Below are 24,350 nucleotides of genomic sequence, written 5' to 3'. Positions count from 1 at the left end.
TCAGCCCTCGTACACCGGCGTGCCGGTCTTCTCGTCGGAGCGTCCGAACGGCAGCGAGGACGCGTCGCCGGTGTCCACCACACTGTGCAGCACGGTGAAGTACTCGGCGACCAGGGCGCGCACCGAGTCGCGGGTGCAGGGGGCGTCCGGGAAGCGCATGGAGATGTTCACACCGCCGGTGGTACGCACGACCCACACGTAGACGTCGGTGGAGCTGTAGGCGACACCACGCAGGGTCCGGTCGTGCGGCGTCCAGGCGTCCGCCCCGGGGATGTACCGGGTGTCCACGTAGGACACCACGAAGCGCGGCGGCTCGCTCACACCCAGCAGCTCGGCGACCTTCGGGTACGGGTAGGCGACAAGGTCGCGGTTCTCCTTCACCGCCGCGGTCGTCGCCGCCACGGCCTCGGAGAACGCGGCACCGCGCGGCATCGGGTCCTCCACCGGCATCAGGCCCACGAACCATCCGGCGGACAGCGCGAACTCCGCCGAGGTGCGGGTGTGCATCGGCATCACGTAGCGGAAGGTGTCGCCGCACAGTCCGTGACGGTCGGCGCGTGCGGCGGCGACCTTCAGCGCGGCCAGCAGGCCGGTGACCTGGCTGCCGCCGTGGCGCTTGCTGATCTGGCCGAAGACGGTGGCGTCCACGTCGCCGAGCAGCCACATCGAGGTGCTGACCTGCTTCACGTCCTCCTCGTCCCCGGTGTGGGCGCCGGCCAGGGGAAGCCGCGGCGTCGCGGGCGCCCCGTCGGCCCCGGTGAGGAAGTGCCTCCACCGCTGCACCACGGGGTGGTCGGCGGTGAGGGAGTCGGCGAGTTCGCGTTCGCCCCGGCTGTAGTCGACGTGGGATCCGGCGAGCGGGAGTTCCGGGGTACGGCCCTCGACCTGTGCGGCGTAGATCTCGCGCAGCTCCGCGATGGAGACGATCTGGGTGTAGGCGTCCATCACGGCGTGGTCGGCGGCGAAGACCACCGTGAACCACGGCGCGTCCTGCACGACGGTGGCGACGGTGAGGTGGGGCCAGCTCAGCGCGGACACCCCGGTGGCGAAGTGGTGGTCCAGGACGTCGCGGACGCTGTCGGCGTCCGGCAGGTGACCGAGCGGGCGGGACGCCACGTCGACGGCGTCGGCCGGGAGCGTCTGGCGGTGCAGCCCCCCGCCCTCCACGCCGGAGTCGCCCGCCGTCGCCGCGACCGCGGTGGTGCGGTAGGCCTCGTGGCGCACCATCCAGGCGCGCAGCGTCGCGGCGAACGCCCCGGCGTCGAAGCTGTGGTGGATCCGGAAGGCCGTGCCGATCCAGTTGTCGCCCCGCGGCGACGGGTCCGCCGTCCCGGCGGACAGTGACTCGCGGACGTGTGCTTCGTGGTTGCTGGACAACGGACGCGGGTCGACGGTCCAGGCGTCGGTGGCGGTGGGGGTCCAGGTGGTGACGTCGCCGGCGTGCAGCCGGTACGCCGAGAGTTCGGTGTACTCCATGGGGCGGGGTCCTTCCGGGGGTTCAGAGGTGAGGTGACGCAGGAAAGGGCGGTGACACGAGAGGTGGCGTGGGCGGTGGCGAAGGCGGCGGACGGCAGGGCACGAACATCAGGGCCGGATCGTCAGTACCGGAACGTCAGGGCTCTGTGATAACACGCCCCCGCACCCGCCGCAGCCGGTGGACACCGCATCGTGACTGAAGACACAGCGGCCGCGTCCCTATCCCGCCGCGTCCCGGTCGGCGAACCGCGGGTGGTCGAGCTTCCAGGTGACCACGGCGATCACGGTGGACATCAGGGCCAGCGCCGCCAGGGAGTTGTGCGTGCCGAAGGAGTGGAAGACGGTCCCGCCGAGCACGATGCCGGCGAGGAAGCCCGCGTAGGTGACGACCTGCGCCACCCACACCCACCGCCGCACACCGGAGAGGTGCAGCGCGAAACCCTGGCCCATCTTCACCAGGGTGCCGGTGACGTAGGACAGGGGCATGGCGACCTGGTTCCCGCGGCTGATCGAGGTGTTCAACGCCCCGAGCCCGAAGGCCAGCGACAGCACCGGGACCACACCCAGGGGCGCCTCCGCGTCATTGGTGAGCACGTCGACCAGCCAGGCGGCGTAGGCGGCCACCATCGTGACCAGCGTGGCGCCGTGCCGGGACTTCCTCCACCAGTGGATACGCGCCAGCGTGGCGGCCATGACACCCACCAGGAAGGCGATCACCGTGGCCAGGGCCCCGAACCCGAGGACATGGTGGCCGGTGAAGTGTTCGAGGACCATCCTTTCGGTGTTGCCGGTCATGAAGGTCACGTACCAGCCGGAGGTGTGCAGCCAGGCGGCCGCACCCATCGCTCCGGCGAGTCCGGCGAGGACGATGCCGAGGTTCATCTCGCGGCGGTCGTGGTAGGGGCCGAGGGCAGGATGCTTCAGGGACATGTGGAGAGCACTTTCGGTGAGGGGTCCGGGCGTCCGATGGTACGGGGGCCGGCGGCACTCTGCGCGGTACGTCCCAGGCGTAGCGTGGGGAGTGAACGGGGCGGCAACCCCGCGTTCAGTTCTCGAAGAAGGAGCAAGTCATGCGTGCAGTGTCCTACGTCCGGAACAACACGGTCGAGGTGCAGGAGAAGCCCGTCCCCGAGATCGGGGCCGACGAGGTCCTGCTGAAGGTGGCGGGTGCGGGGCTGTGCCACTCCGACCTGCACATCATCGGCGGCGGCGATGACAGTCCCCTGGTCGGCTCCACCCTGGGCCACGAGGTGGCTGGGGTGGTGGAGAAGACCGGCGAGGCGGTGACCGGCTGGAACGTCGGCGACAGTGCCCTGGTCGCCCTGGTGCTCAGCTGCGGCGAGTGCGACAGGTGCCTGGCCGGGCGCGACAACGAGTGCGAGGTCGCCAGCCCGCGCGGTTCCCTGGCGCCGTTGTCGCCGGGCATCGGCTCCCCGGGTGGCATGGCCGAGTACATCGCGGTGAAGACCCACCACCTCGACCCGCTCGGCGACCTCGACCCGACCACCTCAGCCCCGCTGGCGGACGCCGCCCTGACCCCGATGCACGCGGTGAACAGCGTGCGCGACCGTCTCGTGGGCGGGGCCACGGTGGTGACCGTCGGGCTCGGCGGGCTCGGCCACGTCGGCCTGCAGATCCTCGCCGCGACCACGGGCGCCCGCATCATCGCCCTGGACACCGACCCGGACAAGGTCGCCTACGCCGCGGAACACGGTGCGGACCTCGCCATCCTCAGCGACGCGGACGCGGCGTCCCGCATCATGGAGGAGACCGGCGGACGCGGCGCGGACGTCGTCCTCGACTTCGTGGGCGTGCAGCCCACCGTGGACCTGGCGCTGTCGGTGGTCGGCGTGGGCGGTGCGATCCGCTTCGTCGGTCTCGGCGGCGGCTCGTTCAGCTACGACGCGGACAGCTCCGCCCTCCCGTGGGGCGTGAACATCGAACGCGCCTACGGCGGCACCCGTGCCGACATGCGCCAGGCCGTGGCCCTCGTCCAGCAGGGAAAGCTGCACCTGGAGACCACGACGTACCCGCTGGAGGACGCCGTACGCGCCTTCGACGACCTGCGGGACGGCAAGGTCGCCGGACGTATCGTCCTGGTGCCGTAGCAGCCACCTCACACATGGCCCATCCGGCGCGACTACCGGGTGTGACGACGATGACGGGACCCCGATGACGACACCCTTCGACCAGGCCGTGACGCGGCACGGGCCGACCGTGCTGCGGGTCTGCCGCGCCGTGCTCGGTCCGGGCCCCGACGCCGACGACGCCTGGTCGGAGACGTTCCTGTCGCTGCTCCGCGCGTGGCCGGACCTGGCGGACGGCACGAACGTGGAGGCCTGGCTGGTGCGCGTCGCCCACCGCCGGGCCGTGGACGTCGTCCGTCGTCGCGCGCGGCAGGCCGTCCCCACCGACACCGTCCCCGAACAGGTCTCCGACCTGGGGGTCCCGGGACACCGGGACGACGGGCTGTGGGACGCCGTGGCCTCGCTCCCGGACCGCCAGCGCCTGGCCGTGGCCTACCACTTCCTCGGGGGACTGACCCACGCCGAGACCGCGGTGCTGATCGGCGGTCGTGCCGACGCGGTCCGCCGGGCCAGTGCCGACGGGGTCCGGACGCTGCGGCGCATCTACACTACCCAGAAGGAGAGCCCCGATGACCACTGACAGCCCCCTGTCCCCCACCGACTTCCCCGCCGGGGACGGTGACCTCACCCGACTGCGGTCCCGGCTCGGCGCCGACGCCGCCGCCTCGGGGCTGCTGGACGTGGCCTACCGCACGGTGGACTCCCCGGTCGGCCCGCTGCTTCTCGCCGCCACCGACCGGGGGCTTGTGCGGGTGGCGTTCGCCCGGGAGGGGTTCGACGAGGTGCTGGCCGTCCTGGCGGAGAAGGTCAGCCCGCGGGTGCTCGAGGCGCCACGGCGCCTGGACACCGCCGCCACCGAACTCGACGAGTACTTCACCGGGGCCCGGAAGGACTTCGACCTTCCCCTGGACTTCGCGATGTCCTCCGGTTTCCGGCGGACAGTGCAGTGCTACCTGCCGAGCATCGGATACGCGCGGACGCAGTCGTACAAGCAGGTCGCCGAGGGTGTCGGCAATCCGCGTGCGGTGCGTGCGGTGGGTACCGCCTGTGCGACGAACCCGCTGCCCGTGGTGGTCCCCTGCCACCGGGTGCTGCGCAGCGACGGCGGGCTCGGCGGGTACCTCGGCGGGGTCGCGGCGAAGTCGGCGCTGCTGGCGCTGGAGACCGGTGCGGAGAACTGACCATTGGCTTCTTCCCCGATCCGGTGTAGGCTGAAACGCGGTTACAGTTTCTGATGTTGTTTTTCCCTTCCGAGTTCCGGAAGGAATCAAGTTCACGGAAGTTGTCTTGAGGACGCGAACTTGTTCCTTGCGGAACATTCGGTCGACCCAGCGCACGGAAGAATCCGGTCGCTGACACTGAAGAAGGGATGATCACATGATCAACGGCACTGTCAAATGGTTCAACGCTGAAAAGGGCTTCGGCTTCATCTCCCCCGAGGACGGCTCCGCTGACGTCTTCGTCCACTACTCGGAGATCCAGGGTGGCGGCTTCCGCTCCCTCGACGAGAACCAGAAGGTCACCTTCGAGACCGAGGACGGCCGCAAGGGCCCGGCCGCGGTCGGCGTGACCGTCGTCTAAGGACGACCCACAGACTCAACCCCGGCACCGTCGACGACGGTGCCGGGGTTGTTCTCTGTCCGGGGACGTTCCCGGTCAGGGGTTGCACCCGCCTCCGCCACTCACCCCGCGTCCAGGACGATCATCCAGATCGCGATGTGGTGCAGCCCTGCGGCGACGATGGTGCCGGCGTGGAAGACCTCGTGGAAACCGAACCAGTGCTCACTGATGGTCGGCCACTTCAGGGCGTACACCAGCGCCCCCAGGCTGTAGATCACCCCGCCGGCGATGATGAGCGCCAGCTCCGGCCCCGTCAGCCCGTCCCACAGGATGCGCATCCCGAACAGGGCGATCCAGCCCAGGCAGAGGTAGATCGTCACCGACAGCCACCGCGGGTGGCTGATCCACAGGATGTTCACCCCCACCGCGAGCAGCGCGGTGCACCAGCACAGGACGAGGATCGGCGTCCGGTTGCCCGGGGCGTCCGCCCCGACGAACACCGGCCCGTAGGTGCCGGCGATGAAGATGGCGATCATCGCGTGGTCGGCCCGTCGCCACCACTGGACCGACCCCTCGCTCTTCCAGGGGACCCGGTGGTACAGGGCGGAGACGCCCAGCATGCCCGCCAGGCACAGGGAGTAGACCGCGGTGGCCACCGCCAGCCCGGAGAACCCGGTGTTGGCGAAGGACAGGACCGTCAGGCTGGTACCGGTGCCGAGGAAGAACCAGAACGCGAACAGGTGCAGGTAGCCCCGCAGGACCGGGCGGGGGCCGCGGTAGAACACCGTGCGGGTGGTGGACATGTGGGACCTCCTCAGTCGGTGGCGGTTTCGCTGCGCAGCCGCGGCTCGACACGTGCCCCGGGACGCAGACCGGACTTGTCGCGGTAGAACTCCCGGACACGGTCCATGTCGGCGGAGACGTCACCGGTGATGTCCATGGTCGGCCCCAGTCCGGTGGTCATCGTGGGACGGTCCACGTACCCCAGGGTGACGGGCAGCCCCGTCCGCTCGGCGAGCCGGTAGAACCCGGACTTCCAGTGGGTGTGGGGGCCACGGGTGCCGTCCGGGGTGATGACGAGGGCGGTGGCCGGGTCCGCACTGATCTGCTCCACCAGCTCCCCGACGACCTCGCTCGGCGCGTCGCGGTCGACGGGGATGCCGCCGAGGGAACGCATCACCGGGCCACGCCACCCGTCGAAGAGGCTGGTCTTGCCCAGCCAGCGGATCCGGATGCCCAGTTTCCAGGCGATGGCGAGCATCAGGATGAAGTCCCAGTTGGAGGTGTGCGGCGCGCCGAGCAGGATCGTGGGGCGCTGCGGCGCCGGCGCGGAAACCAGCCGCCACCTGCTGAGGGACCAGAATGCACTGGCGATGAGGCGTTTCATCATTTACCCGATACTACATGGATCGCCCGGGCTCCCCGACCGTTGCAGCAGCCCGCCTCAGCAGCCCTGACCGGCCAGGACGAGCAGCACACTGAGCAGGCCCAGCGCCACGGTGCAGGCGGTGAGGGCCAGGACCGCGCCGGCGGACGTGCACACCCGGTTCCGGGCGACCCCGTGCGCCGCGACCCGGTAACGGCTGCGCTGACCGGCGTGGATCCCCAGGGCGACGAGCACCAGCCCCACGGACACCGCGGCGACCGCCGTGCCGTGCTGGGGAACCCACCGCAGGGTGACCGCCGCGGCCACCAGGTACGCCAGCGACGTCCGCGCCCACGCCATGCTGGTGCGCTCCGGCTGGAGTCCGGGGTCGGCGACCGGGATGGACGTGCCGGTGGTCACGTCGCCACCAGGACCAGCAGGACGACCGCGATGAGCAGGGCCGTCAGTGACAGTGCCGGGACGATCGCCGGGGCGGGCAGGGGACGCCCCTCCCGCATGGCGCGCTCCACGCGCAGCCACCGGAACGCCGCCCCCGCCGCCAGCACGATACCCAGGCACAGCGCCAGCAGGGCACCGGCGTTCCGGAGCGACGCCGGGACGGTGTCCATGGGCAGGGCCTCCAGGGCGACACCGCCGGCGATGAACGCCAGGGCGGTGCGCATCCACGCCAGGAAGGTCCGTTCATTGGCCAGGGTGAACCGGGGGTCCGGCTCCGTCCCTGTCGGGAACAGCGCCTTCGCCAGGGCGGAGCGGTCCCCGTCGGGGTCGTCTGCAGGTGCGTTCACGGTGCCCCAGTGTAATCCGCCGGCACCTCACCGTCCGACCCGCGCCCGTCCGACCCGCTCCGTCCGACAGAGGTACTGTCGCCGGTACGAGGCTTCCGGCGTACGAGAGGGTGACCCCGCCATGGTGGACGACCGACGACATGTTGAACTCAATCCCCTGTTCGCCCGCGTCGGTGAGGCCACGAGCTTCCCGCGCAACCGCATCCCGGAGACGGAGTCCCTCCCGGAGACCGCCTACCAGGTGATCCACGACGAGGCGATGCTCGACGGCAATGCGCGGATGAACCTCGCGACCTTCGTGGGCACGTGGATGGACGACCAGGCCGACCGGCTCTACCGGGAGGCCTTCGACAAGAACATGGTCGACAAGGACGAGTACCCCGCCACCGCGGACATCGAGGACCGCTGCTGGCGGATGATCGCCGCCCTGTGGAACGCCCCGGACCCCGACGCCACCGTCGGGACGTCGACGGTGGGGTCCTCGGAGGCCTGCATGATGGGCGGGCTGGCGCTGAAGCGACGGTGGCAGCAGCGGCGGCGTGCGCAGGGTGCCCCGACGGACCGTCCCAACATCGTGATGTCCTCCGCCGTCCAGGTGTGCTGGGAGAAGTTCTGCAACTTCTTCGAGGTCGAACCCCGGTTCGTGCCGATCACCGAGGAACACCGGGTGTTCGACGGCCACGACCTGGAGGCCTACGTCGACGAGAACACCATCGGGGTCGTGGCGATCCTGGGCGTGACCTACACCGGCATGTACGAGCCGGTGGGTCGGATCTCCGCGGCGCTCGACCGGATCCAGGCCGACACGGGCCTGGACGTGCGCATCCACGTGGACGCGGCCTCCGGCGGGATGGTCGCACCGTTCCTGCAGCCGGAGCTGGAGTGGGACTTCCGGCTTCCCCGGGTGGCGTCGATCAACGTCTCCGGGCACAAGTACGGGCTGGTCTACCCCGGGATCGGGTGGATCGTGTGGCGGCAGGCCGCCGACCTGCCCGAGGACCTGGTCTCACGGGTGAGCTACCTGGGCGGCGACATGCCGACCTTCGGGCTGAACTTCTCCCGTCCCGGCGCGCAGGTGCTGCTGCAGTACTACCTGTTCCTGCAGCTGGGGATGCAGGGCTACCGGCGGGTGCAGCAGAACACCGTCGACGTGGCGCGTTACCTCGCCCGCGAGATCGGACAGCTCCCGGACCTGGAGCTCTGGAACGAGGCGCAGGACATCCCCGTGTTCGCCTGGCGCCTCACCCCCGACCCGGACCGGTGGTGGACGCTCTACGACCTTTCTGACCGGCTGCGGATGAAGGGGTGGATCGTGCCGGCCTACCCGATGCCGGACAACCTCACCGATGTCACGGTGCAGCGCATCGTGGTGCGCAACGGCCTGAGCCACGACCTGGCGTCCTTCCTGGTCCGCGACCTGAGGGCGTGCGTGGACCACCTCAACCGGGCCGACGGCGCCGCACCGGACGAGCGGCGTTCGGGCTTCCACCACTGAGATGCGCCGCAGCGTACCGTCGTACATGTCCGGCAGAGACAGGCAGAGACCGCGACGTGCGAGGAAAGGCACCACGATCAACACAGGAATTCGCGGCACCGTGGGAAACACCCCGATGGTGCTCCTGGAACGGCTGTTCCCCGGGCCGGGCCGGGTGTGGGCGAAGCTCGAGGGCTTCAACCCCAGCGGCAGTGCCAAGGACCGCACCGCCGCGGCCCTGCTTGACGCTGCCATGGACTCCGGTGTCCTGGAGCCGGGGGGATGTGTGGTGGAGTCCAGCTCCGGCAATCTCGGCGTGGCGCTGGCCCGGGACTGTGCACTGCAGGACATCGACTTCCACTGCGTGGTCGACCCGCGGGCGAACCGGCAGACGGTCGCGGTGATGGAGGCACTGGGAGCCACCGTGCACCGGGTGACCTCGCCGGACCCGGTCACCGGTGACTGGCTGGCCGCCCGCAGGGCACTGGTCGGCGACCTCCTGACCGGCCTCCCCGGTGCAGTGAATCTCGACCAGTACTCCAACCGGGCGGCCTTCACCGCACACTCCTCGGGAACCATGCGTGAGATCGTCGAGCAGCTGGGCCATCCACCTGACCGGCTCTTCGTCGCGGTCAGTACGACCGGGACGGTCGGCGGTTGCGTACGTTATCTGCGCGAGGCCGGCGCCCGGACGCGCGTGACCGCGGTGGACGCGGAAGGTTCCGTGCTGTTCGGCGGCCGGCGCGGGGACCGGAAGCTACCCGGCTTCGGTGCGGGCGTCGTTCCGGAACTCGCCGCACTCACCCCGGTCTCCCACGTAGTGCGTGTCACCGCCGGGGAGACGGTGTGCGGTGCGCGGGCGCTGTCCCGCCGCGAAGGCATCCTCCCCGGAGCGTCCGGCGGTGCCGTCATCGCCGCCGCCGGCGGGATCGCGGTGGGGTCCGACGTGGGCCGGGCCGGCGACCGGGACAGCCGGGACACCGTGGTGATCCTCCACGATTTCGGCAACGCGTACATGGACACGCTCTACAACGAGCGGTGGGTCGCGGAGAACATCGGGGAGGTCCCCGAATGGGCATGAGTGGGGAGAAGAACACGGACATGGGTCAGGTGGACGTGAGGGTCGCGGTTGTGGGCGCCGGGCCGCGGGGCCTGTGGGCCACGGAGGAACTCCTCAGCCAGGCGTGGGACCACGGGGTAAGGGTCACCGTGGATGTCTGGGACGACCGCCCGCCCGGGGCGGGCGCCGCGTACGGCCCGGACCAGCCGGACCACTGGACCCTGAACGTGTCCTCACGCATCGTCAGCAGTGGCCTGGGCGACTTCGACGACTGGCGCCGCGACCACACCGACTCCGCGCCGGACCCGTTTCCCCCACGGGCGTTGGTGGGACGGTTCTTTGCGGAGTCCTGGGAGGCGTTGCTGGACACCGTGCGCCGCCGGTCGGACACCGGGTGCACGGTCCGTGTGGTGGACAGGCGGGTCACCGCGCTACACCGGCAGGACGGGAAGGGTGCCACCGGGTGGGTGGTCAACGGCCGGGGGTACGACCACGTCCTGCTGACCACCGGTCACGCGTCGACCTGGCCGGGCGCCTTGCCTGCCACCGTGACCGGCACGGCCGGGACGGTGCCGGTCGTCGGCGTATATCCGGCCGACGGCCTGCGCACCATCGCGCCGGGAGCCCTCGTGGACGTCCGTGGTGCGGCTCTGACCTTTGTCGATGCAGTCCTGGAGCTGACCGTCGGACGGCAGGGGGCCTTCGTCACCGGGGAGAACGGGGCGGCCTACGTCCCCAGCGGTGCCGAGCCCTCGGCGATCCGACCGTTCAGCCGGACCGGACGTTTCATGACCGTGAAACCCGACCCCGCCGGACCGCTGGCGGGCCTGGTCCCACCGGACGGGCTCGGAGCGGAGGACCGGCGGGTGCGCACGAGCCGCAGTACCGGGGACCTGCGGGAGGCGCTCGCCTGTGCCGCGGACCGTCTCCTGGCGGCCGCGGGTGCACGGCCCGCCCCGGAGCTGGTGCGCAATATCGTCGCCGGCGAGGACCGGCCCGCTGACGCCGACCCGGTGGGCGAGCTCCGCCACTCCTGGGCCGTGGCCACGGGTCGTGCGGCCCCGGACGCGGTGTGGGCGGTCGGCCACGCCTGGCGGCTCCTCTACCCTGCGGTCGTCTGGCGTTCGTCCTACGGCCGACGCCGCACTCTCGCGGGGTTCGACGCACTAGCCCGCACCATGGAGCGGGTCGCGTTCGGCATGACGCCTCCGAACGCCGCCCGGCTGCTCGCACTCGTCGACGCTGGCATCGTGCATCCACCGTCCCGGGGCGCGGCCGGAACGCTCGACCCACCTGCGGACGTGGTCGTCGATGCGGTGGTCCCGCCTCCCGGGCTGGTCCCGGGGACCCTGGCCGCACAGGTTGCCGGGGGTTCCGGTGACCGACCCACGGCTACCTGTCGGGTCGACGAGGACGGACACGTCCGGGGGGTGGCGCAGTTGGCGGTGATCGGCCGGGACGCTGACGGCACGATCACCGGCGCAGACTCCCTGGGACGTACCGGGGGAGCCGGGACCACCGTCATCCCCCGGTGGGCCCGGAGGGTCGTCGCCCACCACCGCCGCCGGCGTCTCGACAACCCCGGGGCCGAGGGGACGGTGCCGTTGACCGCACGGCTGGAACCCTGGACGGTGAGTCTCCTGTCCGACAGCGGCCGCTGCCGGACCCTCGTCGAGGAACGCGGTTCACCGGTCAACGTCCTGCGGACCGCCCCCATGGTGCGGAACATGGCGGAACTGCGCGACGCCGGTGCCGACGCGGGAGTGGACACCCGCGTGTTCTACGCCCGCAAGGCGAACAAGGCTCTGAGTTTCGTGGACACCGCCGTACGGGCGGGTCACGGAGTCGATGTCGCAAGTGAGAGGGAGCTGCGGCAGGTCCTGGACCGCGGAGTCCCCGGGGACCGGGTCATCCTCAGTGCCGCGGTCAAACCCGACCGGCTGCTGCGGCTGGCCGTGGACAACGGGGTGACGGTGTCCGTGGACTCCGTCGCTGAACTTGCCCGCCTGCGCGGCCTCGGGGCGTCGCCCGGAGGCCGTCGCCCGCGTGTCGCCCCGCGGATCGCCCCCGACCCGGCGCACCTGCCCCCGACCCGTTTCGGCGAGCGGCTCCGCGTATGGGAGGGGGCCCTGCGCGACCTGTCTGCCGGCACCGGCCTCCTGGCGGACACGGTGGACGTTGTCGGGGTACACCTCCACCTGCACGGGTACTCCGCGTCCGACCGTCTGTTCGCCCTGGGAGACGCCCTGCACCTCGTTGACACGGCGGTGGAGGCGGGCCACCGGCCGGAGTTCGTGGACCTCGGTGGTGGTGTGCCGATGAGCTACCTCGACGACGGGGCCCAGTGGGCCCACTTCCAGAGTGCCCGGACGGCGATGGTCGACGGCGCGGGTCCGGCGTTCACGTGGAAGTCGGACCCGTTGGCGAACACGTACCCGTTCCATCAGGCGCCTGTGCGTGGAGGGTGGTTGCGGGACCTCCTCCACGGCCGGGTCGGTCTGCCGTCCACGCAGGAGACGGCGGCGACTGCGTTGACTCGCAGAGGGCTGCGACTGCACCTGGAGCCCGGTCGTTCCGTCCTCGACGGATGCGGGGTGATCCTCGCGCGTGTGGCGTTCCTGAAGGACCGTAGTGACGGTGTGCCGTTGGTCGGGGTCGAGATGAACCGGACGCAGTGCCGGACCACCTCGGACGACATCCTCGTCGACCCGCTCCTGGTGCGGGTCGGTGACAGCTCCGGGCCCGGGCGGGCTCCCGGGTCGGAGGGCTTCCTGGTGGGGGCCTACTGCATCGAGGACGAGGTGATCATCCGGCGGCGCCTGCGCTTCCCGGAGGGGATCTCCACCGGTGACATCATCGCCGTGCCCAACACCGCCGGGTACTTCATGCACATCCTGGAGAGCGCGTCACACCAGATCCCTCTGGCGGCGAACGTGGTCCTCGACGCCGACGGGGGCGCCCGGACCGACGGGATCGATCTCCCGTAGGGATATCTCCCGGTGGCGTCTCATCGCGGCGTCCGGCAACCCCGGCCCGGCGTACGTCGTCCACGGCGGGTTCACCGTTTTCACTTCCAGAACGATCGCATCTCAGGTAGGTTTGTGTGACGAGCGCTACATTTTCACGATATCTACTTGAAGGAGGGCACCATGTCCTGCCCCTTTACCGGTGACGAGAGCAACTCCCTCGGTCTCGCCGACGCCACGATCCCGGCCGCAGCGAACGGGAACGGATCCTCCGTCGACGAGAAGTCCGGCGACACCTCCGGCCGGAAGCCGTTCCGTCGCGGAGGGAAGAACGACAAGATCACCCGTGCCGACGAAGGCTGGTTCGGCCCCGGGTCCGTCGCATGGAAGGTCTGGCTGTAACCCACGGCCGCGCTGCAGGGCTTCGCCCGCGCGGTGACCATCGAGCACCTCGACCCTGATCTCGTCGCCGCGGTGGACGCCTCCGGCCAGGTGTACAAGCGCACCCCGGTCCGCTACGACCGGACGATGGAGTACTTCACCTCCTGGATCACCGCGGACTCGCAGACCGTGATCCGGATGTCCGACATCCTGATGAAGGTCCACGACCGCTCCTACGGCGTGAACCCGGTCACCGGCAACAACTTCGAGGCGAACAAGCCGGAGTCGCAGCTGTGGATCCACGTGACCGCGTGGCACTCCATCCTCTACACCTACGAGACCTTCGGTCCCGGCAAGCTGTCCCGCGACGAGGAGAACGAGTACTGGTCGCAGATGGTCACCGCCGCTGCCGCCCAGCCGATCCGCCAGGAGGACGTCCCGCGCACCCGCGGTGAGGTGCAGAAGTACCTTGACGACTGGCGTGAGAAGCTCTCCGCCTCAGAGGCCGCGATCCGCAACGTGGACGTCATCCTCGACGGGTTCGAGACCATCGAGCCCGACCTCCCGAAGTGGCTGCAGAAGATCGGCCGCCCACTGCTGCGCAAGAGCATCATCGCCACCTACCCCCGGTGGATGCGTCCGATGCTCGGGGTGAAGCAGTCCCGGGTGACGGACACGCTGGCGATCGCCGCGTGGAAGCCGATCTACCGCGTCCTGGCTGCGAACCCCAGGCTGTTCCTCTGGCTCATCGGACGGATCTGCCCCAGGGCCCTGCGGTACTACGAGCCGGCGCTGCTGAACATCCCGGCCCAGAGCCCCCGGGTCCTGAGCCCCGAGGTCTCCCGCCGCATGTACGGCAACCCGCTCACCCCGCTGGAGCAGCGGGAGGAACTGCTGCGGAAGCGTCAGGAAGGTACCGGCCAGAAGGCCTACGACCACAACCACACCGACCAGATCCTCGAGTTCCGGGCGGCGGACGACCCCGAGACCGCCGAGGAGGCCCTCACCGCGGACGGCTTCAAGGTCGGCTGACCGACCTTCCCCGGGGCGATAATGTCCCCGGTGAATGGAAGTGGGAACAGACGGGCCGGTTGTGCGGTTGACTTCGGACATGACACTGATCACCGACCGCACGGCCCGTACCGACGCCCCCGTCCTCGACGTCATCGCCGACCGCTGGAGTCCGCGCATCTACGACCCCCACTCCCCCGTCGACGAGGACGGGCTGCGCAGCGCACTCGAGGCCGCCCGGTGGGCGCCGTCCGCCTTCAACCGGCAGCCGTGGCGCTTCCTGGTCACCCGGCGCGGGAGCGCGTCCCACCGGGCTGTGCTGGAGGCGCTGGTCGAGTTCAACCGGGGGTGGGCGCAGGACGCCGGTGCGCTGGTGGTGGTCCTCGCCGAGACGGTCGGCGAGGACGGCCGGCCCCTGCCGGAGGCCCGCTACGACGCGGGCCAGGCGGCGGCGTACCTCACCCTCCAGGCGCACGCCGACGGCCTGGTGGTGCACCAGATGAGCGGCTTCGACCAGACCGGGCTGTCGCAGGCCTTCGGGCTGGGCACGGACCTGGTCCCGCTCACCGTCATCGCCGTGGGCACTCCGGGGGACGCCTCCGGCGCCGACGAGGCCGTGCTCGCCCGGGAGAACGCCCCACGCACCCGCCGCCCCCTCGCCGAGTCGGTACTGCTCAACGACTGACGCTGCCCGGTGCAGCGCCACCGGCGGCGTTGCGCAGCAGCTCCACCACCCGCACGACCCGCGGGTCGGGGGTGCCGTCCGCACCCTCCGACAACCAGTCCGCCGCCGCGGCGGCCTCCTCGCAGCGCAGGTCGAACACGGTGCGTGGCTGCACGGCGACGCCGGGTGCCGTGTGGGTGAAACGGTAGGCGGCCAGGGCGAGGCGCGCGGCCTTCGCCGGGTCCGGTTGCCGCGCCGCGCTGCGGTACGCCATCGACTGCGCGTGCGACCTGAGGCGGTACGGGGCGGGGCGCAGTGCACGGACCACCGGGAGCCAGGCTGCACCGGCCGTGCCCTGCGTGACCATGTGGGGGCTCACCGCCCATTCCGCGTACGGGACGGACTCCCCGACCCGGTCGAGTATGTGCGTCACCGCGGCGAGGGTGAGGTCCAGCCGGTCCGACACGGTCGCGACGGGACGGGGCAGCGGGTCCGCGACCGCGACGAGCACGTCCAGGTCGCTGCCGGCGTGGTCCAGGCCGCGGAGCGCCGACCCCGTCACCGACGCCAGCAGCGGGGTGAGCCCCTGCCGTCCCGCCGCCGCCAGCCCCTGGTGGGCGGCCCGGAGCTTGTCGTCCGTGGTGTAGCGGGCGGGAGGTGACGGCTCCACGGGGTTCCTCCTGTGCCGGGCTGGTGCCGGTGTAGCGGGTACACGTTCCCACCAGCATGGCCACCGGCGTGCCCCGCAGGCAACCGCGGGCGTGCCGGGAAAAGGCCGGGAAGGGGCGGAAAAGGGCCCTTAGGGGTGGTGTCCGGGCCCCTCTGACGCCACTAGGCTGACCCCGTTATGCATGTGTTCTCGGGTGGGAAAAGTCGACGTGGTGACGGGCGGCGGGCCCACAAGGCTCTCGAGGGGTACCTCCGGTTCGAGTACGAGCGCCACCTCGCCGTCGCCGCCCTGGAGGCCTCCGGGCTCCTCCTGCCGGAACCGACGGTGCTGCGCTCCGCCACGCAGGTGTACACCCTGGACCCCGACACGATCCTGACGAACATCCGGGGCGAGGCCCTGACCGCCGCCCACCTGCACTCCCTGCCGTCCGCGGAACTGGAGGCGTCCCTGCGCTCCGGGTTGGCCGTCGTGGTCACCGGCACGCAGGCACGCGCCATCAGGCAGCGGATGACCTGCGGTGCCCCGGCGCGGCGCTCAGCGGACCCGGCGGGATGAGGCGGGCAGCCGTGGGGTGGTCGCCACGCTGCGGGACATCTCCCAGACCAGCACCTCCGCCCGGTCCTGCCCCTCGGTGCGGCCGTCGGTGAGCGCCTCGATCCGCAGGGCTCCCCCGTCGACGACGCGGGCGGCGTCCCCCTCCCGCAGGTCGTGGACCTCCGGGGTGTGCAGACGCACCGCGCCGGAGACGACGAAGACGTGCGTGTAGCGGGCGGGGTCGGTGGTGACCGCCTGTCCGGGAACCGGGCGGGCAGCCCTCAGCCGGGCGCCGGACGTCCGGATCCGTAACGCGGCTGGAGCGGCTGGAGCGTCCGGGCCGGGGTCAGGGTGACCGGCGGCGACGGTGACGAACTCCCCGACGGCGGAGGCGGCGTCCAGCGCGTCGTCGAGGTCGGCGACGGCGTGGGACGGGTCGGCCCCCGCCTCGTCCGTCGGCAGCCACATCTGGACGACACGCACCGTGTCCCTGGAGGTGAAGCCTGCGGCGTTGGTCTCGGCGTGGCGTACGCCCCGTCCGGCGGTGATCGCCTCGGCCTGCCCGGGCCCGAGGACGGTCTCCGTCCCGGAGGAGTCCCGGTGCCTGAGCCGGCCGTGCACCACCCAGCTGACGATCTCCACGTCGGCGTGCTGGTGCATGTCGAACCCCTCACCGGGTTCGACGATGTCGTCGTTGTGGATCAGCAGCAGGCCGAAGGCGTAGTCGGTCATGCGGGTCGACCCGGTGGCGGGGAACGACTGGCGCGAGACGATGTCACTGCCGGGCCAGCGGGCCCGGTCGGCGGACGGGATCACCGTGGTGTGCATGTCACGTCCTGTCCCGGGGCGCCGGTGCCGGCGGGTGCCCCGACGCGATGGAGATGCGGTTGTAGGCGTTGATGAGCACCACGGCCCATTCCAGCGCGCTGAGCTGGTCGTCGTCGAACTCGCGGGACGCCGCGGCGACGGCGTCGGCGACGCTGGTGCGTCCGGTGCCCGGCTGCGGCTCGGTCAACGCTTCGGCGAGCTCCAGGGCCGCCCGCTGGGGTGCGGTGAACAGCTGCGAGGTGTCCTGCCTCCAGCTGGGCAGCAGGTCCAGGACCTGCGGGTCCACCCCGGCGTCGCGGGCCGCCGGAACGTGGATGCTCAGGCAGGTCGGGCAGCCGTTGATCTGGGATACCCGCACGTTGACCAGCTCCACCAGGTCCAGCGGCAGTCCGACGGCGGTGTAGGACGTCCGCGCGGCACGGACGGCGCCGTTGAGTGCCCGGTAGATCTCCGGGTTCATCTTGTCGATGTAGGGGCGGGTCATTCCTGTCCTCCTGAGGTGTGTTCCCGGACCGCGGCGAGGTCCGTGTCGGTGGGTGTGCGCACCGGCCCGTCCCACCCGGTCCTGCCGATCCGTCCGCGGACGTAGGGGCACACGGGGACGACGGTCCTTCCCTGACGTGCCGTGTCCGCCAGGGCGTGGTCGACGAGGATGCCGGCCAGTCCCCGTCCCGCGTACTCCTCCCCGACCGTGGTGTGGAAGAAGATGCGGTCGTCCCCGTCGTCGAGGTAGTACGTGGCGCCGGCCCGCTCCCCGCTGTCGTCGAGGTAGACGGCATAGGCGGCGTAGGCGGCGTCCTGTGCGGTGGGACGGACGGAGACGGCCGCTCCGGTCCTGTCGTGGATGTCGGTCACGGGTGGTTCCTCCCCGGTCGTGGACGGTAGGGGTCGTCGCCGGCGCGGGCGACGGGGGCGGGGTTGGTGCGGGGCCGCAGGCGAGTCTCGGGCATGTCCGGGGCAGGCAGCCGGAACGGGCCGTCCGGGTGGTGGGGCACATAGCCGTGGGTCTCGCCGAAACGCTCGCCGTGGGTGTTCCACTCCTCGCGGTAGCGGCGGATCTCCGCGTCGTCGCGGCCGATGAAGTTCCACCACATCACCACGTCCTCACCGAAGGGTTCACCGCCGATGAGGATGATCCGGGCCCGGTCGTCCCCGGTGTTCGCCACCGTCAGCGACTCCGCACCGGTGCCGGTGTAGGCCAGCTCCGTCGGCGCCACGGGCACACCTCCGACGGTCACGTCGCCGGCGTCGACGAGGACGCCGTGCTCGAACGACGCGTCGACGTCGAGGTGCAGCACCGCCCCCGGGTCCAGCCGGAGCTCGGCGCCGACCAGCGGCGTGAAGGTCGGCACCGGGGAGGTCGACCCCATCAGCGAACCGAGGAAGACCAGCGCGGAGCCCCCGGTGAAGGTCACCGGCGCCGGGGCGTGGTGGTCGAAGCGGCGGGGGCCGTGCCGGGCCTCCTCCGGCAGGACGGTCCACAGCTGGACACCGTGCAGCTCCACGGTGTTCTCCGTGGAGACCTCGGAGTGGCAGATCCCCGCGCCGGCGGTCATGAGGTTGATCTCGCCCGGGCGGACGAGTTCGTGGACGCCGTGGGAGTCGTCGTGCCGGATCTCCCCGTCGAACAGCCAGGAGACGGTCTGCAGTCCGGTGTGCGGGTGCGGGGCCACGTCCATGCCGCCGGTGGTGGCGACAGGGTCGGGACCGTAGTGGTCGAGGAAGCACCAGGCGCCGATGAGACTGCGTCGACGCTGGGGCAGGGTGCGGTGCACCGTCATGGCGCGCGGACCGCCGAGGGGCACGTCGCGCGCGGTGATGATCTCGACGGGGACGTGCTCTGCTTCGCGGGTCTCTTTCGTGGGCTCTTGCGGGTTCGACATCTCCAGTCCCTTCGCTCCGGGTCGTCGCCACACCATGTAGTTGATGTATCAACTATTTCAGTGTAGCTCAATCCCCGCCTCCGGGGCCCGATCCGTCTCCCCCGGACATTACGCGCTTGTACGCTGTGAGCATGGTTACCCGCCCAGGCTCCCCGGAGAACCCCCTCGACCTGCTGATCGTCGGCGCCGGACTCTCCGGTGTCGACCTGGCGCACCATGTCGCCCGCAACTTCCCCGACTGGTCGTGGGAGATCCACGACGCCAACGCGGACCTCGGCGGCACCTGGCACACCTTCACCTACCCGGGGATCCGCTCCGACTCGGACATGGCGACCTACGGCTTCCCCTTCGCCCCGTGGCCCCACGAGGGGACCCTCGGCCAGGGGGCGGACATCAAGGAGTACATCCGCGACGTCGCCCGGGACTGCGGCGCCCTGGAACGCCTGCGCACCGGCTCCTGGATCCGCGACGCGAACTGGCGGACGGACCGGCGGATGTACGAGGTCACCGCCGTGACGGAGGACGGCGAGCACACCGTCCACGCCCGGCGCGTCCACTACGCCTCCGGGTACTTCGTGCACGGGCGCGGCCACCGTCCCGCCTTCCCCGGCGAGGAGGACTTCACCGGGACGATGATCCACCCGCAGGAGTGGCCGGAGGACCTCGACTGCGCGGGACGCCGGATCACCGTGATCGGCTCCGGCGCCACCGCGGTGACCCTGGTGCCCGCACTCGAACGGCTCGGCGCGCATGTGACGATGCTGCAGCGCAGCCCCACCTTCGTGGCCCCCATGCCGGCGGTGGACACCATCAGCAGGGCATGGCGCACGGTGCTCCCGGCGAAGGCGGCCTACCCCGCCGCGCGGTTCACCCACGCCGTCCGGGACATGGCGCAGCACACCGTGGGCCAGCGTGCCCCGTGGCTGTTCACCCGGGCCCTGCGCCGGATGCAGCACCGCTACATCGACAGCGGGCTGATCGACCGGCACTTCACGCCGCGTCACCGGCCGTGGGAGAAGCGGGTGTGCAAGGCACCCGACGGCGACATCTTCACCGCCCTGCGCGGCAACGCCCGCATCGTCACCGACACCATCGACCGCGTCACCGCCGACGGTGTACGCGTCAGCTCCGGGGAGGAGATCCCCGCCGACGTCATCGTCACCGCCACCGGACTGGACCTGCAGGCCTTCGGCGGCGGCACCCTCAGCATCGACGGACGCCCGCTGGCCGTCAACGAGCAGGCCTTCTACCGCGGCATGATGCTCGCCGGCCTGCCGAACTTCAGCTTCACGGTGGGCTACATCAACGGGTCGTGGACGCTGCGCTCGGACCTGGTGTCGCGCTACATGGTGAAACTGTGGAAGAGCGGCGTGGAGACCTACTTCCCCGCTCCCCCGCCGGGGCCCGTCGACCGGCCGTTGTTCGACTTCGCCGCCGCCTACCTGCGACGCAGTGCCGACAGGTTCCCCAGGCAGGGGCACTCCTCGCCGTGGGTGTACACGCAGAACTACCTCCGGGAACTGGTGGAGTTCTCCTTCGGCGACCAGCGACGCGACATGGTGCTGGGTGAATGACCTCCGCACGTCCGGTGGCGGTGTCAGCGGCCGTGAGTGGCGTGAGTGCCGTGACGGCACTGGTGCTCTACGCGGTCCTGTGGGCCGGCTGGGCCCGCGGGTGGCCGTGGGTCGACGGGCCTGACGGCCGGGCCCTGGAGGCCGCCCACGGACTGGCGCAGGCGCACGGCTGGTGGGTTCCGCTGTGGGACGGCCTGAGCACGGTCTCCGACCCGGCGGTCTGGCGGGCCCTGGTGGTGGTGCCCGTGCTCCTGGAACTGCGCCGCGGCAGGACGCGCGTCGCGGTGTTCCTCGCCGTCAGCGTCTGGGGCAGCGGGATCGTCTCCGTGGCGGCCAAACAACTGGCGGAGCGGGACCGGCCGGTGACGCAGCTCGTCGCGGCGTCCGGCATGTCCTTCCCGTCCGGCCACGCGCTGGGCGTCCTCGTCGCCGTCGGCGCGCTGCTGGTGGTGTACGCCCGGTCGGTGCGGGCGCACGTCCGTGGCGTCCTGACCGTCGCCGGTGCCGTCCTGTGCGTGGCGGTGGGGGTCGCGCGGGTGGCGTTGAACGTGCACCACCCGTCCGACGTGCTCGCCGGGTGGGCACTGGGCTCCGCGTGGCTGCTGCTGTGCCTGTACGGGTGTCTCTACCGCGGGCGGTACACCGGCAGCACCCGGTAGTGGGAGACGAACTCCACGGTCGACCGCGCCTCGCCGACCTCCCCGTCGTGCGCCACCGGGGTGGGCTCGCCGAGCACCTCGAACCGGAACACCGGCCGGTGCAGCTCATGGTAGAGCGGACTGCGGTTCAACCGCCCGGTCAGCAACGACGCCGTGATGCGCAGCCGGGCGAAAGGCCTGCCGATCTCCAGCATGCGCACGTCCAGCAGGCCGTCACCGACACCGGCGCGGTCGACCGGGGCGAACCCGGACGGCCGGTACACGGAGTTGCCCAGGAAGAACAGGGACGTGGTCACCGTCCTGTCGTCGAACCGGATCCGCACCGCCTGCTCCTCGGTGAGCACCTTCCACGCCGCGACGGCGGAGGCCAGGGTCTTGCCGATCTTCCCCTCGTAACGTTCCCGGGTGGTGACGAACTGCGGGTAGGCGCCGATGCTCGCCGTGTTCAGCAGTGTGGTGTCGCCGTTCAGGGTGGCGACGTCGACCATCTCCAGGGTGCCGGCGCGCACCGCCTTCACCGTCTGCTGCGCGGTGGTGCAGCCCATCTGCTTGGCGAAGTGGTTGAAGGTGCCGGCGGGGAACACCGCCAGGGGCGTGCCCGCCCGCAGTGCGACGCCGGCCGCTGTGGCCACGGTGCCGTCACCGCCGGCCACGCCCAGGACCTCCGCACGGTCCGCGGCGTTCTCCAGCACCTCGACCACGTCGTCGTCGGGGGACAGTGCGATGATCTCGGCGGACGGGAGCGCCTTCTCCACGTGCCGGAGAATGCGTTCCCCCGTGCCGTCCCCCGAGGCGGGGTTGACGACGAGGACGAGGCCCTCGCCGTCCGGGCGCCCCCGGCGCTCCACGAACAACGGTTCGGTGGAGACGCGGGCCCGGGTGGTGGGCGGCGGCACCACCGCGCCACCGACGGCGGCGACGAGGGCACCCAGACCCCATCCGACGACGACGTCGCTGGGATAGTGGGCGCCGGTGTACACGCGGGAGAACCCGACGAGCCCGGCCAGTGCGCCGAGACCCGCACCGGCCGGCGGATTCTCGAGACCCGCACCGACGGCGAAGGCCGCGGCACTGGCGGAGTGCCCGGAGGGGAAGGAACTGGACCGTGGGTAACGGCGGATCCTCCGGGGGAGGGGGACCGAGCCGTGCCCCGGGCGGGCCCGGCGCCACGACCTCTTGGCCAGCTGGTTCGCCACGAGACTGGCGCAGGCGAGACTGACCAGGCCGCGGGTAGCGGCACGCTGCAGTGAAGGTTGCCGTGTGAGTGCCATCGCGCCGGCGGCCCCGACCCACAGCCGCGAGTAGTTCGCGGCCGTCGTGAGGCGCGGGATCACCGCATCCAGTTGGGGGTTGTCCGCCCCTGCGACGGCGGCGAAGACGTCATGGTCGAGCCGCCGCAGTCCGGCAGCCACCTCATCCACCGCGGTGTTCCTGCGACGATCTCCCACTGTCTGGCCTTCCGCTGCATGTGTCTGCCGGCGACTGTCCGGTGCAGCTCATGGTACCCGTGTCACCGGTCGACCGTCGGGGTCCAGACGGACAACTCGTTCCCACCGGGTTCCCTGAACTGAAAACGACGCCCGCCGGGGAAGTCGAAGGGTTCGACGGTGATGACCCCGCCTGCGGCGATCACCGTCTCGCGCATCTTCCCGAGGTCGTCCACCCGGAAGATGGCCAGCGGCGGTGGGGGTTCGGGGTTGGTCTGGAAGGCGACGGTGAAGCCGTCGCCGACGTGCACGTCGTAGTAGGAGTCGCCGTAGAGGGTGCTGGGGTGCTGGAAGACGTCTGCCATGAAGGCGGCCGACGCCGCGGCATCGGTGGAGTACATCTCGACTGTCGTGAACGTCGCCATCCCATGATTTTACACCGGAAACCACCGGAGTTCCCGATGCAGGCCACTCCACGGTGCGGGCGCAGGAAGCCGCTCAGCCGAAGGCCTCGAGCTCGCGCTTGACGACCTTGCCGATCGGGTTACGCGGCAACGGCCGGTCCATCAGCACCACGTCCCGGGGAATCGCCGGAGCCATGAAGTTCTCCCGCACATGCTCACGGATGTCGTCCTCGGTCAACTCGACGGAACCGTCGGTGACGACGTACGCCTTCACCCGCTGGAACGTCTCGTCGTCCTCCACACCCACACAGTACGACTCGGCCACACCCCCAGCCCGGTCGATGATGTCGGACACCGAGGTCGGCCAGATGTTTTCACCGCCGACGATGATCATGTCGTTGTTACGGCCCAACACCCGCAACCGCCCGCTCTCCGGGTCGATGACACCCTTGTCACCGAGGCTGAGCAGTCCACGGGTCGCATCCTCGCGATCCCTGGTACCCAGGTACCCCTTCATCGACATGGCGTTGCGGGCGTGAACCACACCCACCTGACCTGGCTCGACCTCGCTGCCGCTGTCGGGATCGAGCAGTTCCAGGCGCCCGTTCCACACAGGGTGCCCGGCCGTCAACGGATCTTCCCTGAGATCCGACGGACTGGAGTAGGACACGAGCAACCCCTCGGTGGACCCGTAACCGGAACCGAGGATGTACCCGTAGCGCTCCTGCAGGCCACGGACCAGGTCCTCGCTCATGGCGTTACCGGCGTTGAGGATGAAGGTGAGCGAGGAGGTGTCGTACCTGCCGGGGTCGGACTCGTGGACCGCGAGCTGGTCCTTGAGGAACACAGCGGAACTGATCAGACCGTCACACCGGTACCGGTCGAGCTGGTGCAGCACGTTCTCCGCGTCGAAGTGCCGCTGCGTCACGATCGTGCAACCGGCGAACAGGGCGATGCACGACGCACCCCACCCGAGGACGTGGAACATGCTCGCAGTCATCTGCAGGGTGCACCCGGCCTGCAACCCACAGGTTTCGACGGGGGGACCGAGAACGCCCAGCGGCACATGCGGTTCGCCGTGCCCCACCGCCTTCGGCGTGCCACTCGTCCCTGAGGACATCAGGACAACTCCTCCCTGACGGGGACGGCGTCCGAATGTCACGTCCGATGTCCCCGGCGTGGCCCACAAATCACGGAAAGAGGGGAAAGTGATGTCCTTCCGCGCACCGTCTCCGATCCACGAATGGCAGATACTGACCTCTGAACTCTGGTCGGGAACCCTGTCGTCGAACTCTGAGTCCACGAAAAGGAAGCTGATGTCGTGGTCGTCGACGATACTGGCGATCTGTGTCCTGCTGGCCCCCACATTCAGCAGGAACACGGTGAAACCCACGTACCCTTTGGCCGCCAGGGGAATGAGGAATCCCCTGCCGTTGCGCGCCATGATTCCCACCTTGCTGTCAGCGCCGACCCCGTTGGCGACAAGCGCCTGTGCGGTGAGTACAGCCTGGTCACGTAGT

27 protein-coding genes are annotated in these 24,350 nt (G+C 70.6%); 13 read left to right on the top strand and 14 right to left on the bottom strand.

The annotated features are described in order from the left end of the window. Together Q0A34_RS12025 and Q0A34_RS12020 are read right to left on the bottom strand one after the other, a co-directional pair. The gene (locus Q0A34_RS12025) at positions 1-1,476 is read right to left on the bottom strand and encodes a hypothetical protein (RefSeq protein ID WP_291480235.1); all 1,476 of its coding nucleotides are present in this window, start codon (positions 1,474-1,476) and stop codon (positions 1-3) included. 219 nt (positions 1,477-1,695) lie between these two features. Next, positions 1,696-2,406: a YoaK family protein gene (locus Q0A34_RS12020; RefSeq protein WP_291480234.1), complete on the bottom strand. Its 711-nt coding sequence runs from the start codon at positions 2,404-2,406 to the stop codon at positions 1,696-1,698. A 140-nt stretch (positions 2,407-2,546) separates the two neighbouring features. On the opposite strand from Q0A34_RS12020, the gene Q0A34_RS12015 reads away from it, so the two are divergent. The 4 genes from Q0A34_RS12015 to Q0A34_RS12000 all read left to right on the top strand — a co-directional run bounded on the left by Q0A34_RS12015 (position 2,547) and on the right by Q0A34_RS12000 (position 5,144). After that, complete coding sequence (locus Q0A34_RS12015) at positions 2,547-3,584, top strand: alcohol dehydrogenase catalytic domain-containing protein (RefSeq protein ID WP_291480233.1); 1,038 nt, start codon at positions 2,547-2,549, stop codon at positions 3,582-3,584. A 64-nt stretch (positions 3,585-3,648) separates the two neighbouring features. Next, on the top strand, positions 3,649-4,143 hold the full coding sequence (locus Q0A34_RS12010) for a sigma-70 family RNA polymerase sigma factor (RefSeq protein ID WP_291480232.1): 495 nt from the start codon (positions 3,649-3,651) through the stop codon (positions 4,141-4,143). After that, a complete protein-coding gene (locus Q0A34_RS12005) occupies positions 4,133-4,744 on the top strand; it encodes a methylated-DNA--[protein]-cysteine S-methyltransferase (RefSeq protein WP_291480231.1) in 612 nt (203 codons plus the stop codon). The genes Q0A34_RS12010 and Q0A34_RS12005 overlap by 11 nt, the downstream gene beginning before the upstream one ends. Positions 4,745-4,940: 196 nt before the next feature. Further along, positions 4,941-5,144, top strand: a complete 204-nt coding sequence (locus Q0A34_RS12000) for a cold-shock protein (RefSeq protein WP_291480230.1) — start codon at positions 4,941-4,943, stop codon at positions 5,142-5,144. Positions 5,145-5,245: 101 nt separating this feature from the next. On the opposite strand, the gene Q0A34_RS11995 is transcribed toward Q0A34_RS12000, so the two are convergent. Genes Q0A34_RS11995 through Q0A34_RS11980 form a run of 4 tightly spaced genes read right to left on the bottom strand, consistent with a single transcriptional unit; the run spans position 5,246 to position 7,295 of the window. Next, positions 5,246-5,926 (bottom strand): hemolysin III family protein, encoded by a 681-nt coding sequence (locus tag Q0A34_RS11995; protein WP_291480229.1) that lies wholly within the window; start codon positions 5,924-5,926, stop codon positions 5,246-5,248. Positions 5,927-5,937: 11 nt separating this feature from the next. Continuing rightward, positions 5,938-6,513 carry a 1-acyl-sn-glycerol-3-phosphate acyltransferase gene (locus tag Q0A34_RS11990; RefSeq protein WP_291480228.1) on the bottom strand — a complete coding sequence of 192 codons (576 nt, stop codon included), beginning with the start codon at positions 6,511-6,513 and terminating at the stop codon, positions 5,938-5,940. A gap of 54 nt (positions 6,514-6,567) precedes the next feature. Next, complete coding sequence (locus Q0A34_RS11985; RefSeq protein ID WP_291480227.1) at positions 6,568-6,909, bottom strand: DUF202 domain-containing protein; 342 nt, start codon at positions 6,907-6,909, stop codon at positions 6,568-6,570. Next, complete coding sequence (locus Q0A34_RS11980; RefSeq protein WP_291480226.1) at positions 6,906-7,295, bottom strand: DUF202 domain-containing protein; 390 nt, start codon at positions 7,293-7,295, stop codon at positions 6,906-6,908. Before Q0A34_RS11980 ends, Q0A34_RS11985 begins: the two co-directional genes overlap by 4 nt. Before the next feature lie 121 nt (positions 7,296-7,416). Here Q0A34_RS11980 and Q0A34_RS11975 point away from each other — a divergent pair, with 121 nt between their 5' ends. From Q0A34_RS11975 to Q0A34_RS11950, 6 genes are all read left to right on the top strand, one after another. Beyond that, the gene (locus Q0A34_RS11975; protein WP_291480225.1) at positions 7,417-8,790 is read left to right on the top strand and encodes a glutamate decarboxylase; all 1,374 of its coding nucleotides are present in this window, start codon (positions 7,417-7,419) and stop codon (positions 8,788-8,790) included. 100 nt (positions 8,791-8,890) lie between these two features. Beyond that, the gene (locus Q0A34_RS11970; RefSeq protein ID WP_363316453.1) at positions 8,891-9,850 is read left to right on the top strand and encodes a pyridoxal-phosphate dependent enzyme; all 960 of its coding nucleotides are present in this window, start codon (positions 8,891-8,893) and stop codon (positions 9,848-9,850) included. Then, positions 9,847-12,816: an FAD/NAD(P)-binding protein gene (locus tag Q0A34_RS11965; protein WP_291480223.1), complete on the top strand. Its 2,970-nt coding sequence runs from the start codon at positions 9,847-9,849 to the stop codon at positions 12,814-12,816. Before Q0A34_RS11970 ends, Q0A34_RS11965 begins: the two co-directional genes overlap by 4 nt. 162 nt (positions 12,817-12,978) lie before the next feature. Continuing rightward, on the top strand, positions 12,979-13,197 hold the full coding sequence (locus tag Q0A34_RS11960) for a hypothetical protein (protein WP_291480222.1): 219 nt from the start codon (positions 12,979-12,981) through the stop codon (positions 13,195-13,197). Between the two features lie 12 nt (positions 13,198-13,209). Then, positions 13,210-14,208 (top strand): oxygenase MpaB family protein, encoded by a 999-nt coding sequence (locus Q0A34_RS11955; RefSeq protein ID WP_291480306.1) that lies wholly within the window; start codon positions 13,210-13,212, stop codon positions 14,206-14,208. A gap of 79 nt (positions 14,209-14,287) precedes the next feature. Further along, positions 14,288-14,872 (top strand): nitroreductase family protein, encoded by a 585-nt coding sequence (locus tag Q0A34_RS11950; RefSeq protein ID WP_291480221.1) that lies wholly within the window; start codon positions 14,288-14,290, stop codon positions 14,870-14,872. Here the strand turns inward: Q0A34_RS11950 and Q0A34_RS11945 are convergent. Next, complete coding sequence (locus Q0A34_RS11945) at positions 14,862-15,521, bottom strand: hypothetical protein (protein ID WP_291480220.1); 660 nt, start codon at positions 15,519-15,521, stop codon at positions 14,862-14,864. The genes Q0A34_RS11950 and Q0A34_RS11945 overlap by 11 nt on opposite strands. Before the next feature lie 177 nt (positions 15,522-15,698). Here Q0A34_RS11945 and Q0A34_RS11940 point away from each other — a divergent pair, with 177 nt between their 5' ends. Continuing rightward, entirely contained in the window at positions 15,699-16,076 is a 378-nt protein-coding gene (locus tag Q0A34_RS11940; protein ID WP_291480219.1) for a hypothetical protein, read from the top strand. Here Q0A34_RS11940 and Q0A34_RS11935 read toward each other — a convergent pair. Genes Q0A34_RS11935 through Q0A34_RS11920 form a run of 4 tightly spaced genes read right to left on the bottom strand, consistent with a single transcriptional unit; the run spans position 16,056 to position 18,766 of the window. After that, a complete protein-coding gene (locus tag Q0A34_RS11935; RefSeq protein WP_291480218.1) occupies positions 16,056-16,883 on the bottom strand; it encodes a pirin family protein in 828 nt (275 codons plus the stop codon). The two genes, Q0A34_RS11940 and Q0A34_RS11935, sit on opposite strands and share 21 nt — an antisense overlap. Before the next feature lies 1 nt (position 16,884). Then, on the bottom strand, positions 16,885-17,367 hold the full coding sequence (locus Q0A34_RS11930; RefSeq protein WP_291480217.1) for a carboxymuconolactone decarboxylase family protein: 483 nt from the start codon (positions 17,365-17,367) through the stop codon (positions 16,885-16,887). Next, on the bottom strand, positions 17,364-17,738 hold the full coding sequence (locus Q0A34_RS11925) for a GNAT family N-acetyltransferase (protein WP_291480216.1): 375 nt from the start codon (positions 17,736-17,738) through the stop codon (positions 17,364-17,366). The genes Q0A34_RS11930 and Q0A34_RS11925 overlap by 4 nt, the downstream gene beginning before the upstream one ends. After that, positions 17,735-18,766, bottom strand: coding sequence for a pirin family protein (locus tag Q0A34_RS11920; protein WP_291480215.1), 1,032 nt, complete (start codon positions 18,764-18,766; stop codon positions 17,735-17,737). Before Q0A34_RS11920 ends, Q0A34_RS11925 begins: the two co-directional genes overlap by 4 nt. Positions 18,767-18,897: 131 nt before the next feature. On the opposite strand from Q0A34_RS11920, the gene Q0A34_RS11915 reads away from it, so the two are divergent. Together Q0A34_RS11915 and Q0A34_RS11910 are read left to right on the top strand one after the other, a co-directional pair. After that, on the top strand, positions 18,898-20,340 hold the full coding sequence (locus Q0A34_RS11915) for an NAD(P)/FAD-dependent oxidoreductase (protein WP_291480214.1): 1,443 nt from the start codon (positions 18,898-18,900) through the stop codon (positions 20,338-20,340). Further along, complete coding sequence (locus tag Q0A34_RS11910) at positions 20,337-20,999, top strand: phosphatase PAP2 family protein (protein ID WP_291480213.1); 663 nt, start codon at positions 20,337-20,339, stop codon at positions 20,997-20,999. The genes Q0A34_RS11915 and Q0A34_RS11910 overlap by 4 nt, the downstream gene beginning before the upstream one ends. On the opposite strand, the gene Q0A34_RS11905 is transcribed toward Q0A34_RS11910, so the two are convergent. From Q0A34_RS11905 to Q0A34_RS11895, 3 genes are all read right to left on the bottom strand, one after another. Continuing rightward, positions 20,966-22,420, bottom strand: coding sequence for a bifunctional phosphatase PAP2/diacylglycerol kinase family protein (locus tag Q0A34_RS11905; protein WP_291480212.1), 1,455 nt, complete (start codon positions 22,418-22,420; stop codon positions 20,966-20,968). The two genes, Q0A34_RS11910 and Q0A34_RS11905, sit on opposite strands and share 34 nt — an antisense overlap. Before the next feature lie 89 nt (positions 22,421-22,509). Then, positions 22,510-22,851, bottom strand: a complete 342-nt coding sequence (locus Q0A34_RS11900; protein WP_291480211.1) for a VOC family protein — start codon at positions 22,849-22,851, stop codon at positions 22,510-22,512. Positions 22,852-22,924: 73 nt separating this feature from the next. Then, positions 22,925-24,350: AMP-binding protein (locus tag Q0A34_RS11895; RefSeq protein WP_291480210.1), on the bottom strand; the 1,426-nt coding region annotated here is incomplete at its 5' end.

The organism is Corynebacterium sp., assembly GCF_022712195.1.
Classification (GTDB): domain Bacteria; phylum Actinomycetota; class Actinomycetes; order Mycobacteriales; family Mycobacteriaceae; genus Corynebacterium.
This window is presented reverse-complemented; position numbering and strand designations above follow the sequence as displayed.

Coding starts and splice junctions, on each gene's coding strand:
- Q0A34_RS12025 (WP_291480235.1), bottom strand. CDS start 1,476: ATGGAGTACACCGAACTCTCGGCGTACCGGCTGCACGCCGGCGACGTC.
- Q0A34_RS12020 (WP_291480234.1), bottom strand. CDS start 2,406: ATGTCCCTGAAGCATCCTGCCCTCGGCCCCTACCACGACCGCCGCGAG.
- Q0A34_RS12015 (WP_291480233.1), top strand. CDS start 2,547: ATGCGTGCAGTGTCCTACGTCCGGAACAACACGGTCGAGGTGCAGGAG.
- Q0A34_RS12010 (WP_291480232.1), top strand. CDS start 3,649: ATGACGACACCCTTCGACCAGGCCGTGACGCGGCACGGGCCGACCGTG.
- Q0A34_RS12005 (WP_291480231.1), top strand. CDS start 4,133: ATGACCACTGACAGCCCCCTGTCCCCCACCGACTTCCCCGCCGGGGAC.
- Q0A34_RS12000 (WP_291480230.1), top strand. CDS start 4,941: ATGATCAACGGCACTGTCAAATGGTTCAACGCTGAAAAGGGCTTCGGC.
- Q0A34_RS11995 (WP_291480229.1), bottom strand. CDS start 5,926: ATGTCCACCACCCGCACGGTGTTCTACCGCGGCCCCCGCCCGGTCCTG.
- Q0A34_RS11990 (WP_291480228.1), bottom strand. CDS start 6,513: ATGATGAAACGCCTCATCGCCAGTGCATTCTGGTCCCTCAGCAGGTGG.
- Q0A34_RS11975 (WP_291480225.1), top strand. CDS start 7,417: ATGGTGGACGACCGACGACATGTTGAACTCAATCCCCTGTTCGCCCGC.
- Q0A34_RS11965 (WP_291480223.1), top strand. CDS start 9,847: ATGAGTGGGGAGAAGAACACGGACATGGGTCAGGTGGACGTGAGGGTC.
- Q0A34_RS11960 (WP_291480222.1), top strand. CDS start 12,979: ATGTCCTGCCCCTTTACCGGTGACGAGAGCAACTCCCTCGGTCTCGCC.
- Q0A34_RS11950 (WP_291480221.1), top strand. CDS start 14,288: ATGACACTGATCACCGACCGCACGGCCCGTACCGACGCCCCCGTCCTC.
- Q0A34_RS11940 (WP_291480219.1), top strand. CDS start 15,699: ATGCATGTGTTCTCGGGTGGGAAAAGTCGACGTGGTGACGGGCGGCGG.
- Q0A34_RS11935 (WP_291480218.1), bottom strand. CDS start 16,883: ATGCACACCACGGTGATCCCGTCCGCCGACCGGGCCCGCTGGCCCGGC.
- Q0A34_RS11930 (WP_291480217.1), bottom strand. CDS start 17,367: ATGACCCGCCCCTACATCGACAAGATGAACCCGGAGATCTACCGGGCA.
- Q0A34_RS11920 (WP_291480215.1), bottom strand. CDS start 18,766: ATGTCGAACCCGCAAGAGCCCACGAAAGAGACCCGCGAAGCAGAGCAC.
- Q0A34_RS11915 (WP_291480214.1), top strand. CDS start 18,898: ATGGTTACCCGCCCAGGCTCCCCGGAGAACCCCCTCGACCTGCTGATC.
- Q0A34_RS11910 (WP_291480213.1), top strand. CDS start 20,337: ATGACCTCCGCACGTCCGGTGGCGGTGTCAGCGGCCGTGAGTGGCGTG.
- Q0A34_RS11900 (WP_291480211.1), bottom strand. CDS start 22,851: ATGGCGACGTTCACGACAGTCGAGATGTACTCCACCGATGCCGCGGCG.